This is a genomic window from Pseudomonas paraversuta (assembly GCF_904067025.1).
Lineage (GTDB): Bacteria > Pseudomonadota > Gammaproteobacteria > Pseudomonadales > Pseudomonadaceae > Aquipseudomonas > Aquipseudomonas paraversuta.
Window position 1 is genome coordinate 3542982 of the sequence record NZ_CAJFDA010000001.1, and the last position, 16564, is coordinate 3559545.

Genomic DNA, 16564 nt, shown 5'->3' on the forward strand with positions numbered 1-16564 from the left:
CTCGGGCTGCAGCCCTGCCCGTGCGGCAGAGCTTATGGATTGGCGAATCAGCGTTGAGCCGCAGTGTTGCCCGTCAAGGCGCTGTTGCTGTCAATCAAGCGCGTAATCATGGCTTCGGCGTCCGCCAGCTGCTGCTCGTACACATTGGTGGTGAACGACGCTTTTTGCGGCGGCTGCTGGGCCAGCACCGGGCCACTCTGGTCACGCAGGTTCACATCGACCGTGGTCGACAAGCCGACACGCAGTGGATGCTTTTCCAGCTCCTGGGCATTGATATGAATACGCACCGGCACCCGCTGCACGATCTTGATCCAGTTGCCGGTGGCGTTTTGCGCCGGCAAGAGGGCGAATGCGCTGCCGGTACCGGCACCGATACTGTCGATGCTGCCGCTGTACTTGACGTCACTGCCATAGATGTCCGACTCGATGTCCACCGGCTGCCCGATGCGCATCTTGTGCAACTGGGTTTCCTTGAAGTTGGCATCGATCCACAACTGATTCAGCGGAATGACGGCCATCAAGGCAGTACCCGGCTGAACCCGCTGCCCCAGCTGAACCGTACGTTTGGCCACATAACCGGTCACAGGAGCAATCAACGTGGAGCGGGCATTCGCCAGATAGGCCTGACGCAACTGCGCTGCAGCAGCCTTCACATCGGGATGATCGGCAATCGTGGTGTTATCCACCAGTGCACTGGTGGTATCGAGCTTCTGCTCGGCATTGCGCAAGGCACTTTGGGCAGAGGCCAGATCATCCCGGGCGTGGGACAGCTCTTCCTGGGAAATCGCCCCGCCTGCGGCCAGACTTTTACGACGGTTGTAATTGTCCTGGGCTTTTTGCACCTCGACTTTTTGCGCCGAGACCTGGGCCTTCATGCCGTTCACATCACTGAACAGGCCGCGGACCTGACGCACGGTGCGGGCCAGATTGGCCTCGGCACTCTGCAGGCCAACCAGTGCATCGCTTGGGTCGAAGTTGAGCAGCACCTGCCCCTCATGAACCAGATCGCCATCATCGGCGCCAATACTCACCACCGTTCCGGTGACCAGCGGGGTGATCTCCACCACATTGCCGTTTACATAGGCGTCGTCCGTGCTCTCACTCCAGCGACCATAGAGCTCATGCCAGGCCCAGACGCCCAACGCGACCAGGATCACCAGAATCGCCAGCCCGCCGAGCCAGAGCTTGCGTTTGCGCTGATTGCCAGCGTCCTGGTTTTGTTGCGTTTCATTCGGTGTTTGCACAGTGGCCATGACGAGTACCTAAATTTATTCTGCCAGCGAGGCTTGAGTGGGAACGGCCGCAGCCGTGTTGCCGGGCTCAAAGCCACCGCCCAGGGCTTGCATCAGTTGAATCGAAAGATCGATCTGCTCAGCATTCAGGTCCGCCAGCTGGCGCTGGGCCTGGAGCAGTTGTTGCTCAATGCTGAGGACATCAAGGTAATTGCCCACGCCCGATTCATAGCGCTGCAACCCGGTGTTGTAGGACTCTTGAGCAATATCCGCCGCACGCTGCTGCGCGCCGATTTGCAGCCCCATGGCTTTTAGCTGCTCCAGGGTATCGCTGACATCACCGAGTGCCGCCACCAGGGTCTTGTTGTACTGCGCCACGGCCAGATCGTAGTTGGCGTCTTCAGCATCCAGACCGGCACGCAGGCGCCCGCCATCAAAGATCGGCAGCGAAACCGCAGGTGCAATATTGAAGAAGCGGCTGGCCGAGCCGAACAGCGCATCCCCCAGCAACGACTGGGTACCCGCCGCCGCAGTCAAATTGAGGTTGGGATAAAAACGCGTTTTGGCGGCAGCAATGTTCTTGCTGGCAGCCTCTACCCGCCAGCGGGCAGCGACCAGATCGGGACGACGACCCAGCAGCTCGGCCGGCAAAGTGCTTGGCAACGCCACGGCACCGGGTGCCAGAATCTTCGGCCGGGCAATCTCGATGCCCCGGTCAGGCCCCTTGCCCAACAACACTGCCAACGCAATACGGGCGCTTTTGAGTTGTTTTTCGGCATTGATTACCTGCTCCTGGGAGCTGGCTTCAAGGCTTTCGGTTTGCTGGTATTGATAGTGACTGTCAATCCCGGCTTGCAGGCGCCGCTTGCTCAAGTCGAGCATTTGGCGAGTACGCGCCAGATCGTCATTGGCCAGATCACGCACGCTGTAGGCATGCCCCAGGCTGCTGTAAGCCCGCGCCACATCAGCAGCCAGAGTCAGGCTCGCGGCCTGGCCGTCGACCTCGGCGGCACGGGCTTCGCCCAGAGCGGCCTCCCAGGCATCACGCTGACCGCCCCACAGATCGAAGGTGTAATTGAACGTCAGATTGACGTCGCGCACCGTGTCATAAACACCGCCGCGACCGCTCGGATCCTGGGAGCGCGCCAGGCGCGAACGCGTAACGTCCGCCTCGGCATCCAGGGTCGGCATGCGTGCGGCATTGGCTGCACCGGCCGCTGCGCTCGCCTGGTGAGCCCGGGCACTGGCAATCTGCATATCAGGGCTGTCGCGCAATGCTTCCTGAATCAGGCCGTCGAGCTGCCCGTCGCCCAGGCGTTTCCACCAGTCCTTCTGCGGCCAGGCGGCAGGCGTGACGCTGACACCCTTGAGCGTCTGCGCTGCCTTGAGGCTTTTGGCTTCAAGGCTGGCACCCTCGGTGCCCAGGCCGCTATAGCTGGCGCAACCGGCCAACGCCATGCAGACAAATACCAGGCTCAGGCCTGTACGTAGCGTTTTGTTGCTCATTTTTCACCCAAGCGCATGACAGTGATCGGATCACCGGCCGCCAGCAGTATTTTTTTGAGGATCTGTTCCAGGCTCTGTAACTCTTGCGGGCTGATAGCAGCCGCCAACTGGTTCATGGCATCGGCGCCAACCTGCGGTAGCAAGGCCGCCAGTGCTTGCCCGTCATCGGTGAGTACCAGTCGCACCTGACGCCGGTCAGCCTCGGATCGCTGGCGTATAAGCAGGTTTTTTTGCTCCAGCCGATCAAGCATGCGAGTCATCGAGCCGCTGTCCAGTGACAGGTGGCGGCAGAGTTCGGCCGGGGTATCGACGTCGAACTGGGCCATGATGATCAGCACTTTGAACTGCGCCGCAGTGATGCCGAAAGGCTCCATGTGGCGGTCAATGATGCGGTCTTTGAGCATGGCAGTACGCCCCAGGAGCAAACCCAGGGTGCAATTTTGAAAAGTATCGGGATGGAAATGCTTCATCAGGAAGCTGCCCAGGCAGTAATGTTTCTAAATGTTACTGCCTAGGCAGCTAATGTCAAGCCGACTATTAGCCGGCTATCTATTTGCCTGTCTGAATGTGCGTAGCCGCTGACGCAGGGAGGAGGCTTATGCCTGGGCTGGAACGCCGCTATGGAAACGGAACTCAACATCCGGCGACTCGATCAGTTCCTGCTCGGCCGCCCGCACCCGTTCGATGACCTGGGCAATATCCTTGGCATCGCCGTATTGGTAGGCGAGTTTCAAGTAGCCCTGGAAGTGTCGCGCTTCGCTTTTGAGCAGACCGAAATAGAACTTGCCGAGCTCTTCATCCAGATGCGGCACCAGGGCTTCGAATCGCTCACAGCTGCGCGCTTCGATAAAGGCCCCCACCACCAGGGTATCCACCAGCTTCACCGGTTCGTGATTGCGCACTACCTTGCGCAGCCCTGAGGCATAGCGCCCGGCCGAGAGCTGACGCAGTTCGATCTTGCGCTTTTTCATCAGGCGCATGACTTGCTCGTGGTGAACCAGTTCTTCACGGGCCAGACGCGACATCATGTTGATCAGATCGACGTGGGAATGGTACTTGGCGATCAGGCTCAACGCGGTGCTGGCTGCCTTGAACTCGCAATTCTTGTGGTCGATCAGCAAGGTTTCCTGATCCGCCAGGGCAGCCGCAATCCAGCCGTCAGGGGTACGACAGCCCAAAAACTCATGAATTTCTGGAAGAATCACGGGCGCGCTCCCGAACATGGGGGGGTGCACAGCAGACCGGCAGTGTTTTGAAAAATCGCTGACATGTGGCTCACAAAGACTGGATTGAGGCGAGGGCCGCTGATTATACGGGCCCCGCGTCGCAGCACCAGCCGCACGACTTGATATGTATCAACACGGCTACAACTGACGAGCAACTATAGTGACTTCAAATCGCCTGAAAACATTTGGAGCTACCGGTCATGCAAACCATACGCAGCCTTTTGGTCGTCATCGAACCCCAATTGATGGAAAGCCTCTCCCTCAAGCGTGCCAAGGAAATCGCCAACAGCACCAAGGCGCACTTGCACCTGTTGATTTGCGATAAGGAAAATGACCATTCAGCCTTGCTCAGCGTGTTGCAAAGCAGCCTGGCGAGCGAGGCTTACAGCGTAACGAGCAACCAGACCTGGTACGAAAACCAGCACACCACCATCATCAAGGAGCAGCAAGCCAGGGGTTGTGCGCTGGTGATCAAGCAGCACGCTCCCGATTCCATGCTGAAAAAACTGCTGCTCACGCCGGAAGACTGGAAATTGCTGCGCGATTGCCCGTGCCCGGTATTGATGGTCAAACACGCCAGAAGCTGGAGCGGCGGCGTGGTGCTGGCGGCAGTGGATGTGGGCTGCAGCGATGACGAACACATGGTTTTGCACAAAACCATTATAGACCAGGGTTTTCGTGTCGCCAGCCTCGCCCACGGCCAGCTGCACGTGGTCAGCGCCCATCCAGCACCCATGCTGGCAGCAGTCGATGCGGTCTACCCCGTGGACACCCAGTACGAAGCCAGCTACAGAGCGGCCTGCAAAGAGTTCCAGAACCAGTACGAAATCGACGACAGTCGCCTGCACATCAATGAAGGGCCGGCGGACATCATCATTCAACAGGTCGCCAAAAAGCTGGATGCCGTGGTAACAGTCATCGGCACCGTAGCCCGTACCGGACTGTCCGGGGCGCTGATCGGCAATACCGCAGAAGTGGTGATCGACAAGCTTGAATGCGACATTCTGGTGCTCAAGCCCGATGACATCATCCAGCACCTGGAGCAAAAAGCGGCCAAGGCCTGATCCTTATGGCTACAACCTCACCACTGCAGGAGCCTGCCGGCGATGGCTGCATCGCTGGCAGGCCAGCACCTACAAGATCGCATCCTTGAGAAAGCCGGGCGCGATATAGCGCTCGTAGTGCGCTTCGGAAAGCAGGAAGAATTCCCGATCAATGGCGTCGCGCAACTCGGGCAGACCCCAGTCACGAAACTCCGGCAACAGCACCATGCCGTACATCTCCAGCTGATTGATCACCCGCGCCCCCCGGGCAATCAACTGGTAGGCCCAGCAATATTCCGACTGATGCGGCACAAAACGGATCTTGCGGGCCACCAGCTGAGCGCGCAACGCAGCCGGGTCGAAAACCTCCACCTTGCCCGTCATCACCTGCACCAACAGTTGCTCAAGACGTAGCCAGACCGCACGTTTGGCCTGTTCGTCATAGCCGTTCCAGTTGATCACTTCGTGATGGAAACGCTTGCAACCGCGGCACACAAGGTCGCCGTAAACCGTAGAGCAGAGGCCGATGCAGGGAGTCTTGATGGTTTGATTGGACATGGCGAAATAGAGCACTGCAGAGCGAAACAGGTGCACATGTTAGCCCTTTGTCTAACGCAGATCACCCCTCAACCTTCAGGGGCTAACTTACCTTTAACAATTTTTTACCGTAGAATCGGCCTGCCTTTTAAGGCGCCAATGTCCGTTAGAAGCTGTTTTCAAAGCGTCACGAGCACAGTTGATCCCGAAGAACGGTGTTGGTGTGGGGTGTTTGCACTGCAAATGCCCGCATCAACATTCATCACCCTCCCCGTTCGGAAGGCGTAAAACTTTGAAAACAGCTTCTGTTGGGAATCCTTGAACTCTGGCTAAGCGGCTCAAAAAGCCCCGCAGCGCATGGGTGCTCGGCATTCCTGGATGAGCGTCCCGGACACCCATTTGGGACCAATGATGAGGGTAATAACTGTGCTTGAAGCCTACCGCAAACATATCGAAGAGCGTGCAGCCCTGGGTATCGTTCCCCAGCCGCTTAACGCCGAACAAACCGCAGGCCTGGTCGAGCTGCTGAAAAACCCGCCTGCAGGCGAAGAAGCATTCCTCGTCGACCTGATCACCAACCGTATTCCACCTGGTGTTGACGAAGCCGCCTACGTGAAGGCCGGCTTCCTGTCCGCCATCGCCAAAGGTGAAGCGACTTCCCCGCTGATCGACAAAAAACGCGCTGTTGAACTGCTCGGCACCATGCAAGGCGGCTACAACATCGTGACTCTGGTCGAGATGCTGGACGATGCAGAGCTGGCACCGGTTGCCGCCGAGCAACTCAAGCACACCCTGCTGATGTTTGACGCCTTCCACGACGTCGCTGAAAAAGCCAAAAACGGCAATGTCCACGCCAAAGCCGTGGTGCAGTCCTGGGCTGACGGCGAGTGGTTCAAGAACCGCCCTACCCTGGCTGACAAAATCAGCCTGCGCGTATTCAAGGTTACCGGCGAAACCAACACCGACGACCTGTCGCCGGCACCGGACGCCTGGTCACGCCCTGATATCCCGCTGCACGCCCTGGCCATGCTGAAAATGGCTCGCGACGGCATCGTGCCGGACGTGCAGGGCTCCATCGGTCCGATGAAGCAAATTGAAGAAATGCGTAACGCCGGCTTCCCTATCGCTTACGTCGGCGACGTAGTCGGTACCGGTTCTTCGCGTAAATCGGCAACCAACTCCGTACTCTGGTTCTTCGGCGACGACGTTCCTTACGTGCCGAACAAGCGTGCCGGTGGTTTCTGCTTCGGCAGCAAAATCGCTCCGATCTTCTACAACACCATGGAAGATGCTGGCGCACTGCCAATCGAATTCGATGTCAGCAACATCAACATGGGCGACGTGATCGACCTGTACCCGCACGCCGGCAAGGTTTGCAAACACGGTACCGACGAAGTCATCACCACCTTCGAAATGAAGACCCCGGTTCTGCTGGACGAAGTTCGCGCTGGCGGCCGTATCCCGTTGATCATCGGCCGTGGCCTGACCGAGAAGGCCCGCGCCGAACTGGGTCTGGGTCCATCCGACCTGTTCAAAAAGCCGGAAGCGCCTGTTGAAAGCACCAAGGGTTTCACCCTGGCGCAAAAAATGGTCGGCAAGGCTTGCGGCGTGACCGGCGTTCGCCCGGGCACTTACTGCGAACCGAAGATGACCACCGTAGGTTCTCAGGACACCACCGGTCCAATGACCCGTGACGAACTGAAAGACCTGGCGTGCCTGGGCTTCTCGGCCGATCTGGTCATGCAGTCGTTCTGCCACACCGCGGCCTATCCAAAGCCGATCGACGTGACCACGCACCACACCCTGCCAGACTTCATGATGACCCGCGGCGGTGTTTCCCTGCGTCCGGGCGACGGCATCATCCACAGCTGGCTGAACCGTATGCTGCTGCCGGATACCGTCGGCACTGGCGGCGACTCCCACACCCGTTTCCCGATGGGCATTTCGTTCCCGGCCGGTTCCGGCCTGGTGGCCTTTGCCGCAGCCACTGGCGTAATGCCACTGGATATGCCGGAATCGATTCTGGTTCGCTTCAAAGGCGAAATGCAGCCAGGCATCACCCTGCGTGACCTGGTTCATGCCATTCCTTACGTCGCTATCCAGAAGGGTCTGCTGACGGTAGAGAAAAAAGGCAAGGTCAACGAATTCTCCGGTCGCATCCTGGAAATCGAAGGCCTGGACAACCTGAGCATCGAGCAAGCGTTCGAACTGTCCGACGCCTCGGCAGAACGTTCGGCTGCTGGCTGCACCATCAAGCTGTCCAAAGAATCCATCACCGAATACCTGAACTCCAACATCACCCTGCTGCGCTGGATGATCGGTGAAGGTTACGGCGACGCCCGTACCCTTGAGCGTCGTGCTCAAGCGATGGAAGCCTGGGTTGCCAACCCTGAGCTGATGGAAGCCGATGCTGACGCCGAATACGCTGAAGTCATCGAAATCGATCTGGCTGATATCAAGGAGCCTGTGCTCTGCGCGCCAAACGACCCGGATGATGCACGCCTGTTGTCCAGCGTTGCCGGCGAGAAAATCGACGAAGTGTTCATCGGTTCGTGCATGACCAACATCGGCCACTTCCGCGCTGCGGGCAAGTTGCTGGACAAGGTCAAGGGTCAGCTGCCAACCCGTCTGTGGCTGTCGCCGCCGACCAAGATGGACGCTCACCAGCTGACCGAAGAAGGCTACTACGGCATCTTCGGCAAAGCCGGCGCGCGCATGGAAATGCCAGGTTGCTCGCTGTGCATGGGTAACCAGGCACGGGTTGAACCGAACTCCACCGTGGTATCGACTTCGACCCGTAACTTCCCGAACCGTCTGGGCGACGGCGCGAACGTTTACCTGGCTTCGGCCGAGTTGGCGTCGGTAGCCTCGATCCTGGGTCGCCTGCCTACCGTAGAGGAATACATGGTCTACGCGGCAGAGATCAACACCATGGCGGCGGACGTGTACCGCTACCTGAGCTTTGATCAGATCGCCGAATTCCGTGAAGCGGCAGCCACTGCCAATATCCCGGTTATTCAAGCGTAAGCTGATGCAGTAACGAAAAAGCCCCGGCTCTTGTGAGCCGGGGCTTTTTTATGTGCGGGGTAAAAGCTCTAAAGCAGTGGTGCGACGATTTGCTGCTCCCGCGGCCAGGCATCCAGTACGGCCTTGAACAGGGTCGCCAGCGGTATCGCGAAGAACACCCCCCAGAACCCCCACAACCCGCCAAACAACAGCACCGCGCAAATGATTGCCACCGGGTGCAAGCTCACTGCCTCGGAGAACAGCAAGGGCACCAGCACATTGCCATCCAGGGTCTGAATGATGCCGTAGACCGCCATCAGATAGATGAACTGGTCACTCCAGCCCCACTGAAACAGCGCAATCAGCAGCACCGGAACCGTCACCACCACTGCCCCCACATACGGCACCACCACCGAAACGCCCACCAACAGCGCCAGCAGCGCCGCGTAGTTCAGGCCCATGGTGACAAATGCGATGTAGGTCACACCGCCGCAAATAATGATCTCGATGACTTTGCCGCGAATGTAATTGGCAATCTGGCGGTTCATTTCTTGTGCGACACGGGTAATCAACGCCCGCTCACGAGGCAAATAACCACGCACCCAACGGCCGATCAGCGCCCGGTCTTTAAGGAAGAAGAACACCAGAATCGGCACCAGCACCAGATAGATCATGATGTTGACCAACAACGGCAAACTGGACAGGGAAAAGGTCAGTGCCAGCTGCCCGAATTTGCCGATTTCACCGCGGGCGACTTCAATGGCCTGCAGCACTTGCTCATCCGACACCAGATGGGGATAGCGCTCCGGCAACAGCAACAACAGTGACTGCCACTTGGCCAGCATGCCCGGCAGCTCGTTGAACAGCGTGATCAACTGATGCCAGAGCAACGGCAGCACCACTACGATAAACACCAGCAGTAACCCCATGAACAGCGCAAATACCAAGCCGACCGCTGCGGCAGCCGGCACCCGCAGCCGCTCCAGAGCCACCACCAGCCCCTGCATCAGGTACGCCAGCACCATGCCTGCCAGTACCGGCGCCAGCATGCCGCCCAAGGTCAGCACGGCGGTAAAGGCCAGCACCAGCAACACCGCCAGCACCACCGCCTCTTCATCAGAGAAATAGCGCTGAACCCAATCACGCAACACTTTGAACATCGATATTCCTTAGAAGAAGGCCCGCATCTCAGGCCTTGCGTAACCAGTAGCAATAGGTGCCGGCATCATTCTCTTCACGCAGCAGTTCATGGCCTGCCAAACGTGCAAAGGTCCGAAAATCTCGCTGCGAACCGGCGTCCGTGGCGATCACTTTGAGGGTCTGACCACTGACCAGGCGATTAAGCTCCAGCTTGGCCTTGAGCAGAGGCAACGGGCAGTTCAGGCCACTGGCATCCACCAGCGCATCATGCGCCAACGCATCAGTCATTACGTGCTCCTTCAGAGTCGGCATTTTGCGGCCGGTTAGAATACCCCAAGCGGACCCGCTACTGGTCGCCAGACACGTGTGCGGCTACAGTAAGCGCTTTACCGACCAGAGCTTTGTGCATGACTTTTCTGCGCCCGACCCTATTGACGCTCGCTTGCCTGCTCGCATCACCGAGTTTTGCCGACGATTTACCGTCTCTGGGTGACGCCAGTTCGTCCATCGTCTCCCCCCAACAAGAATACCAACTGGGTCGCGCCTGGCTGAGCATGCTGCGCGGCCAGGTGGCGCAACTCAACGATCCGCAGCTCAAGGACTACGTCGAAACCAGCGTCTACAAACTGGTCGAAACCAGCCAGGTACAAGACCGGCGTCTGGAATTCATTCTGATCGACAGCCCGCAGCTCAACGCCTTTGCCGCGCCCGGGGGGATCATCGGCGTCAATGGCGGCCTGTTCCTCAACGCGCAAACCGAAGGTGAATATGCCTCGGTGATGGCGCACGAACTGGCTCACTTGTCGCAACGCCACTTCGCCCGGGGCGTAGAAGCCCAGCAGCGCATGCAGCTGCCGATGATGGCAGCCTTGCTCGCAGGGATCATCGTCGCGGCCTCTGGTGCCGGCGATGCCGGGATCGCCGCCATTGCCGGGAGCCAGGCTGCCGCGTTACAGGAACAGCGCCGCTTCTCGCGACAAAATGAACAAGAGGCCGACCGCATCGGCATCCTCAATCTGGAAAAAGCCGGCTACGACCCGCGCTCGATGCCGACCATGTTTGAACGCCTGATGCGCCAGTACCGCTTTGACGCCAAACCGCCGGAATTCCTGCTGACTCACCCGGTGACCGAGTCGCGTATCGCCGACACCCGTAACCGCGCCGAACAGGCAAGGGTCGGTGGCACCGAAGACAGTTTGCGCTACCAGCTGATTCGCGCCCGCGTACAGCTCAACTACGAAGAAACACCGGGTATTGCCGCCAAGCGCTTTCGCCAGCAACTGGATGAAAACCCGAAAAACGATGTGGCGCGTTATGGCCTGGCAATAGCCCAGATCAAGGGCAGCCAGTTCAACGAAGCGCGAGAAAACCTCAAGCCGCTGCTGGACAAGGCACCGAACGACATCACATACAACCTGGCGCAGATTGAGCTGGACACCGACAGCAACCGCCTGGCGGAAGCCCAGCAACGGGTCGATCGAATGCGCACCCTGTATCCGGGCAACTACCCGCTCAATCAGGCCAGGGTCGATCTGTTGCTCAAGCAAAACCGCCCGGCCGATGCCGACAAGGCGCTGGAAGCATTGCTCAAGAGCCGTCCGGATGACCCGGATGTGTGGTACTCGGTCGCCGAAACCCGGGGGTTATCGGGCAACATCATTGGCCTGCATCAGGCCCGCGCCGAGTATTTCGCTCTGGTCGGTGATTTCCGCCAGGCCATACAACAGCTGGATTTCGCACAAAAGCTCACCAACAACTTCCAGCTGTCATCGCGCCTGGATGCCCGCAAGCGCGAGCTGATGGATCAGGAACGTGCGCTCAAGGACATGATGAACTAACCCGCCCCACCCCTGTAGGAGCGAGCTTGCTCGCGAGCTCTATTCTCGCGAGCACCTCGTTGGTACATAGGGAAAAGCTCGCGAGCAAGCTCGCTCCTACGGTTTGTTTAGTCGTTATCAGGCATTGCCCGCCAGTTTCAAACGCGCGGCCTGGGTGAAATCCAGCATGCGTTTAAGCGGACGAATGGCCTGAGGCACCAGCGCCGGATCGACAAAGATCTCATTGCTCCCCTGCTGCAGGCACTCAAGGGTGCGCTCCAGGGTGTTCATCGCCATCCACGGGCAGTGAGCGCAACTGCGGCACGCGGCACCGTTACCTGCGGTAGGGGCTTCAATAAACACCTTGTCCGGGCACAGCTGCTGCATTTTGTAAAAAATGCCGCGATCGGTGGCCACGATAAAGGTTTTGTTCGGCAGGTTTTGCGCCGCCGCGATCAGTTGGCTGGTAGAACCTACCGCGTCAGCCAGATCAATCACCGACTCCGGTGACTCCGGATGCACCAGAATGGCCGCATCGGGATACAGCGCCTTCATGTCTTCCAGCTGCTTGGACTTGAACTCTTCGTGGACGATGCAAGCGCCGTCCCACAGCAACATGTCGGCTCCGGTCTGGCGCTGAATGTAACGCCCGAGATGCTTGTCCGGCCCCCAAATGATCGTCTCGCCGTTGTCCATCAGGCTTTCGACGATTTCCAGTGCGCAGCTGGAGGTCACCACCCAGTCAGCCCGGGCCTTGACTGCCGCCGACGTGTTGGCATAAACCACCACGGTGCGCTCGGGATGCTTGTCGCAAAAGGCCGAAAACTCTTCAACCGGGCACCCCAGATCCAGCGAACAGGTCGCCTCCAGCGTGGGCATCAGCACGCGTTTTTCCGGGGTAAGGATTTTGGCTGTCTCGCCCATAAAGCGCACGCCGGCCACCAGAATGGTTTTGGCAGGATGGGCAGCACCAAAACGGGCCATCTCAAGGGAGTCGGACACACAACCACCGGTTTCTTCGGCCAGGGCCTGAATGACCGGATCACAATAAAAATGCGCCACCAACACCGCGTCGCGGGCTTTAAGCTCAGCCGCGATCTGTGCCCGCAGGCCCTGTGCTTGAGCCTCGGTCAAAGGCTTGGGCTGCCTGGCATCGAGGTGGGCTTGAACCAGAAGTCGTTCAGAAATTTGCGTCATGTTCGCAAGACCTGCAAGCGCTAGTGCGCGAAAGTCGAGTGTACCACCAGCTCTGGACCCTTCGAGTCCCGCTGGGAGAATGTGTGTGTCATCAGGCACGGACAAGCAATGAAGCGCGACAAGGCTACAGAATATCCTTGGGATTCAAAAGTTTATTGTTGCCATGAGCGGCGGATAAGCGATGCCGGACGGACGGCCCGGCATCGGTCTGAAACGGCTGCTATCTCAACCGCAAGGTTTGGCAGCGGCCGGGGTTACTTGATGGCGGCCAGCACCAGATCTGCCACCGGACCGCCGGACGCAGGATTTTGCCCGGTAATCAGCCGCCCGTCGGCAATGGCAAAGGGTGCCCAAGGCGTGCCGGCCTTCAGATACTGAGCGCCACGCTTCATCAACTCACTCTCGGTCAGATACGGCACAACGTCAGCCAGGCCTGCCAGTTTCTCTTCTTCATTGGAAAAACCGGTGAGCTTTTTGCCCTTGATCAGCAACTCGCCGTCAGACAGTCGGATATTGAGCAGCCCCACTGCACCGTGACAAACCGACGAAACCACCCCGCCCCGCTCATAGATATGGCGACTCAACGCCTGCAACTGCGGGTTGTCCGGATAGTCCCAGATCACCCCGTGGCCGCCGGTGTAATAAATGGCGACGTAATCATCCGGGTTGACCTGGTCCGGCTTGAGCGTTGCCCCGAGGCGATTCATGAAGCCCTTGTCGTGATACCACTCCCAGTCAATCTGCGACGCCATGTCCTTGGCCAGACTGTGGGGATCGATCGGCGTGTAACCGCCCTGCGGACTGACATAGTCAACGGCATACCCCGCGGCCTCGACCTTGTGCACAAAATGCACTGCCTCGCCCAGCCACAACCCTGTGGCGCGATCGAGGTCGGGGTATTTTTCGACACTGGTCAGTACCACCAGAATTTTCTTGCTCATCGTTAACCTCCTGCTGAGAGAGACAACCCATAGGTGCTGCAGGGTAGACCATGCTGATCAGGCAACCGTTCAGCCGCTGCCGCCCCGTTGGTCCCTCAACAGGCCCGCAGTGCTTTGACCGAAGTGCCCGCTTTTGAGCCAGGGACCAGAACAGGCCATAAAGACAGGAGCGAATACAAATTCACTGCATATGGTAATAATTACTATTTACATATGCGAATAAATCTCTACCATTCCGCCCTGCGTAGTCTTTGCCATACGTCTGGCGCCCCGCTGCAAGGTGTCCGCAAAGGCGACACGTCTCCCTCCCCTCTACAGGATCTCTGAGATGCTTCGTCCCTTTATGCCCGTGATGACCGGTTCTTTGCTGTTGGCTTTTTCGGCGGCGGCCCTGGCGGCTGACGAATCCGCCGACCGGCAAGCACCAGCCGCAGGCCCGTTGACCCTCGACAGCGTCAATGTGAATGCCGAAGCCGGTATTTCAGGCACCGCCACCACCGAAGGCAGCGGCTCGTACACCACCGGGGCCATGAGCACTGCCGTCGGCCTGCCGTTGTCGATCCGCGAAACACCGCAGTCGGTGAGCGTCATGACCCGCCAGCGCATGGATGATCAGGGCATCAAAGACCTCAACGATGTGGTCAAGTACGCACCGGGCATCACCCTGCGCAAGTTCGGCGGTGACCGCCAACAGTTTCTGGCCCGCGGCTTTACCATCGATAACCTGATGTACGACGGGCTGCCCACCAGCCTCAGTACTTTCACCCTGGACACCATCGCCGGGGCTGACCTGGCGATGTATGACCGCGTGGAAGTGGTACGCGGCGCCACCGGCCTGATGACCGGTGCCGGCAGCCCCTCGGCCACCCTGAACCTGGTGCGCAAGCGCCCCACTGCTACGCCGCAAGTGAGCATCACCACCAGCGCCGGCAGCTGGGATCGCTACCGCACCGAGGTCGACGCCTCGAACAGGCTCAATGACACGGGGACCATTCGCGGGCGGGTAGTGGCCGCTTATGAAGACAACAAGAGCTATATCGACGTACGCGACAATCAGCGCCAGACCTTCTACGGGGTTATGGAAGCCGACCTGAGCGACGCTACCACCTGGACCCTCGGGGCCTCGAAACAGCGTGACGATGCAACCTCGGACTGGGGCAGCCTGCCGGCCGGACCCAATGGTGAAAACCTGCACTTGCCACGCTCGACCTTCCTGAGCAACGACTGGGCCTACTGGGATCGGGACAACGTCTCGCTGTTCACCGACCTCACCACCCGCTTCGACAACGGCTGGACCTCAAAGCTGGCATTCGCCAAAATCTGGGCCGAGTCCAACACCTTCTCCAGCTACCTGAGCGCTGCCAAGGGCGGCGGATTCAACCAATCGTCAGGGCAATATGACACCACCGACGTGCAGACCAATCTGGATGGCTCGCTCTCGGGCCCGTTCAGGTTGTTTGGCCGTGAACATGAACTGACCCTGGGCGCGAGCCGGCGTCAGGAAAAGTTCGACCAAAAAGGCGGCTTCTGGTCCAAGGCGACTCCGATCGATATCTACAACTTCGATCCGGGGGTCATTCCCAAGCCGGACATTGCCGATCGCACCCCGTACCAGAGCCAGAATACGGCTACCGAAGAAGGCGTTTACGCCGCCGCCCGCTTCAACCCCATCGACCCTTTGCACCTAATAGTCGGCAGCCGGCTGAGCTGGTACGACTACGACAATCGCTCGGGCACCGGCGATTACAAAGTCACCCAGCAAGTCACGCCCTATGCAGGCGTCATCTACGACCTCAACGACACCTACTCGGTTTACGCCAGCTACACCGAAATTTTCAAACCGCAAACCCAGCAGGACGTCAGCGGCGCGGTGCTCAAACCGATGACCGGTGAAAGTTATGAAGTGGGGATCAAGGGTGAGTACTTCGACGGCGAGCTGAATGCCTCCCTGGCGCTGTTCGACATGACCCAGGAAAACCGTGCCTATGCGCTGGACACCCAGCCCGCCAGTTGCCTGGCCACCAACCGCACCTGCTATGAAGCCGCCGGCGAAGTCCGCAGCCGCGGGCTGGACGCTGAAATCAGCGGTGCCCTCACCCCGTACTGGCAAGCCTCGGCTGCCTACACCCTGGTGCTGAGCCAGTACGTCAAGGACAAGTCCTTTGACAAAGGCAACCTGTTCGCACCCAACCAGCCCAAGCACCTGTTCAAGGCCGCCACCACCTATCACTTGCGCGGCGACCTGGAAAAACTGCGCATCGGCGCCGACGTACTGGCCCAAAGCGAAACCTACGGCCGGGTCGGTAATGGCCATGCGGTACAGGATGCCTATGCAGTTGTCGGCTTGATGGCAGGCTATCGCCTGGACGAGCACTGGGACGCCCGGGTCAACCTGAACAACCTGTTCGACGAAAAATACTGGCAGGGCATCCCCACCGCCAGCGGCAGCGGGACCTACGGCGACCCGCGCAACCTGATGGTCTCGCTGAAGTGGACGTTGTAAGCCAGCACCTCAGACACCGCGCGGGCCTCAGGCGGTCAGCGCGGCAATGACCTGAACTTCAATGCGATAATGCTTTTTCGCCATGGGCGATTGCACACACACCCGCACCGGCGCCCCCACGCCTGTCAGCCAGGCATCCCAGGCCTGATTCATGGCCTCATAGTCCGCCATGTCAGCCAACCAGATCTGCGCCGACAGTAGATGGTTCTTGTCTGAACCTGCGGTGGCCAGCAAGGCATCGATTTTACCGAATACGTCCTGCGCCTGGTCGCTGATATCACCCTCAATCAATTGCGAGACCTGACCTGCCAGATACGCGGTGTGCTGATGGATGACGATTTGGCTGAAACGCGTGGTGGTGCCGAGACGTTGAATAGCAGAGGTCATGATGCAGATCCGTTTGGGTTAAAAGATGG

General features: G+C 59.0%; 14 protein-coding genes. 4 read left to right on the forward strand and 10 right to left on the reverse strand.

Annotated elements, in window-relative coordinates; all coding sequences use genetic code 11:
* Positions 1-47 precede the first annotated feature (47 nt).
* The 4 genes from JQ848_RS16060 to JQ848_RS16075 form a co-directional block, all read right to left on the reverse strand.
* A complete protein-coding gene (locus tag JQ848_RS16060) occupies positions 48-1253 on the reverse strand; it encodes an HlyD family secretion protein (protein ID WP_003441348.1) in 1206 nt (401 codons plus the stop codon).
* Positions 1254-1268: 15 nt separating this feature from the next.
* Positions 1269-2738, reverse strand: a complete 1470-nt coding sequence (locus JQ848_RS16065) for an efflux transporter outer membrane subunit (protein WP_010655841.1) — start codon at positions 2736-2738, stop codon at positions 1269-1271.
* Positions 2735-3208: a MarR family winged helix-turn-helix transcriptional regulator gene (locus JQ848_RS16070; RefSeq protein WP_003441345.1), complete on the reverse strand. Its 474-nt coding sequence runs from the start codon at positions 3206-3208 to the stop codon at positions 2735-2737. Before JQ848_RS16070 ends, JQ848_RS16065 begins: the two co-directional genes overlap by 4 nt.
* A gap of 126 nt (positions 3209-3334) precedes the next feature.
* Positions 3335-3943 carry a MiaE family protein gene (locus tag JQ848_RS16075; protein ID WP_003441343.1) on the reverse strand — a complete coding sequence of 203 codons (609 nt, stop codon included), beginning with the start codon at positions 3941-3943 and terminating at the stop codon, positions 3335-3337.
* 221 nt (positions 3944-4164) lie between these two features.
* Here JQ848_RS16075 and JQ848_RS16080 point away from each other — a divergent pair, with 221 nt between their 5' ends.
* Positions 4165-5028, forward strand: a complete 864-nt coding sequence (locus tag JQ848_RS16080; RefSeq protein ID WP_003441340.1) for a universal stress protein — start codon at positions 4165-4167, stop codon at positions 5026-5028.
* A gap of 69 nt (positions 5029-5097) precedes the next feature.
* Here the strand turns inward: JQ848_RS16080 and JQ848_RS16085 are convergent, their stop codons facing one another.
* Positions 5098-5565 (reverse strand): DUF1289 domain-containing protein, encoded by a 468-nt coding sequence (locus JQ848_RS16085; protein WP_003441338.1) that lies wholly within the window; start codon positions 5563-5565, stop codon positions 5098-5100.
* A gap of 405 nt (positions 5566-5970) precedes the next feature.
* Here JQ848_RS16085 and acnB point away from each other — a divergent pair, with 405 nt between their 5' ends.
* Positions 5971-8571, forward strand: coding sequence for a bifunctional aconitate hydratase 2/2-methylisocitrate dehydratase (gene acnB, locus JQ848_RS16090; RefSeq protein WP_003441336.1), 2601 nt, complete (start codon positions 5971-5973; stop codon positions 8569-8571).
* 68 nt (positions 8572-8639) lie between these two features.
* Here acnB and JQ848_RS16095 read toward each other — a convergent pair whose 3' ends face one another.
* Together JQ848_RS16095 and JQ848_RS16100 are read right to left on the reverse strand one after the other, a co-directional pair.
* Positions 8640-9710, reverse strand: coding sequence for an AI-2E family transporter (locus tag JQ848_RS16095; RefSeq protein WP_003441333.1), 1071 nt, complete (start codon positions 9708-9710; stop codon positions 8640-8642).
* A gap of 28 nt (positions 9711-9738) precedes the next feature.
* On the reverse strand, positions 9739-9978 hold the full coding sequence (locus JQ848_RS16100) for a sulfurtransferase TusA family protein (RefSeq protein ID WP_003441329.1): 240 nt from the start codon (positions 9976-9978) through the stop codon (positions 9739-9741).
* A gap of 119 nt (positions 9979-10097) precedes the next feature.
* Between JQ848_RS16100 and JQ848_RS16105 the strand changes: the two genes are divergently transcribed.
* On the forward strand, positions 10098-11528 hold the full coding sequence (locus JQ848_RS16105; protein WP_003441326.1) for a M48 family metalloprotease: 1431 nt from the start codon (positions 10098-10100) through the stop codon (positions 11526-11528).
* Positions 11529-11645: 117 nt separating this feature from the next.
* On the opposite strand, the gene nadA is transcribed toward JQ848_RS16105, so the two are convergent.
* Entirely contained in the window at positions 11646-12704 is a 1059-nt protein-coding gene (gene nadA / locus JQ848_RS16110) for a quinolinate synthase NadA (RefSeq protein WP_003441323.1), read from the reverse strand.
* A 254-nt stretch (positions 12705-12958) separates the two neighbouring features.
* Positions 12959-13645, reverse strand: a complete 687-nt coding sequence (locus JQ848_RS16115; protein ID WP_003441320.1) for a type 1 glutamine amidotransferase domain-containing protein — start codon at positions 13643-13645, stop codon at positions 12959-12961.
* Between the two features lie 328 nt (positions 13646-13973).
* Here JQ848_RS16115 and JQ848_RS16120 point away from each other — a divergent pair, with 328 nt between their 5' ends.
* The gene (locus JQ848_RS16120; RefSeq protein ID WP_003441317.1) at positions 13974-16148 is read left to right on the forward strand and encodes a TonB-dependent siderophore receptor; all 2175 of its coding nucleotides are present in this window, start codon (positions 13974-13976) and stop codon (positions 16146-16148) included.
* Positions 16149-16175: 27 nt separating this feature from the next.
* Here JQ848_RS16120 and JQ848_RS16125 read toward each other — a convergent pair whose 3' ends face one another.
* Entirely contained in the window at positions 16176-16535 is a 360-nt protein-coding gene (locus JQ848_RS16125) for a RidA family protein (RefSeq protein ID WP_202210940.1), read from the reverse strand.
* Positions 16536-16564 lie beyond the last annotated feature (29 nt).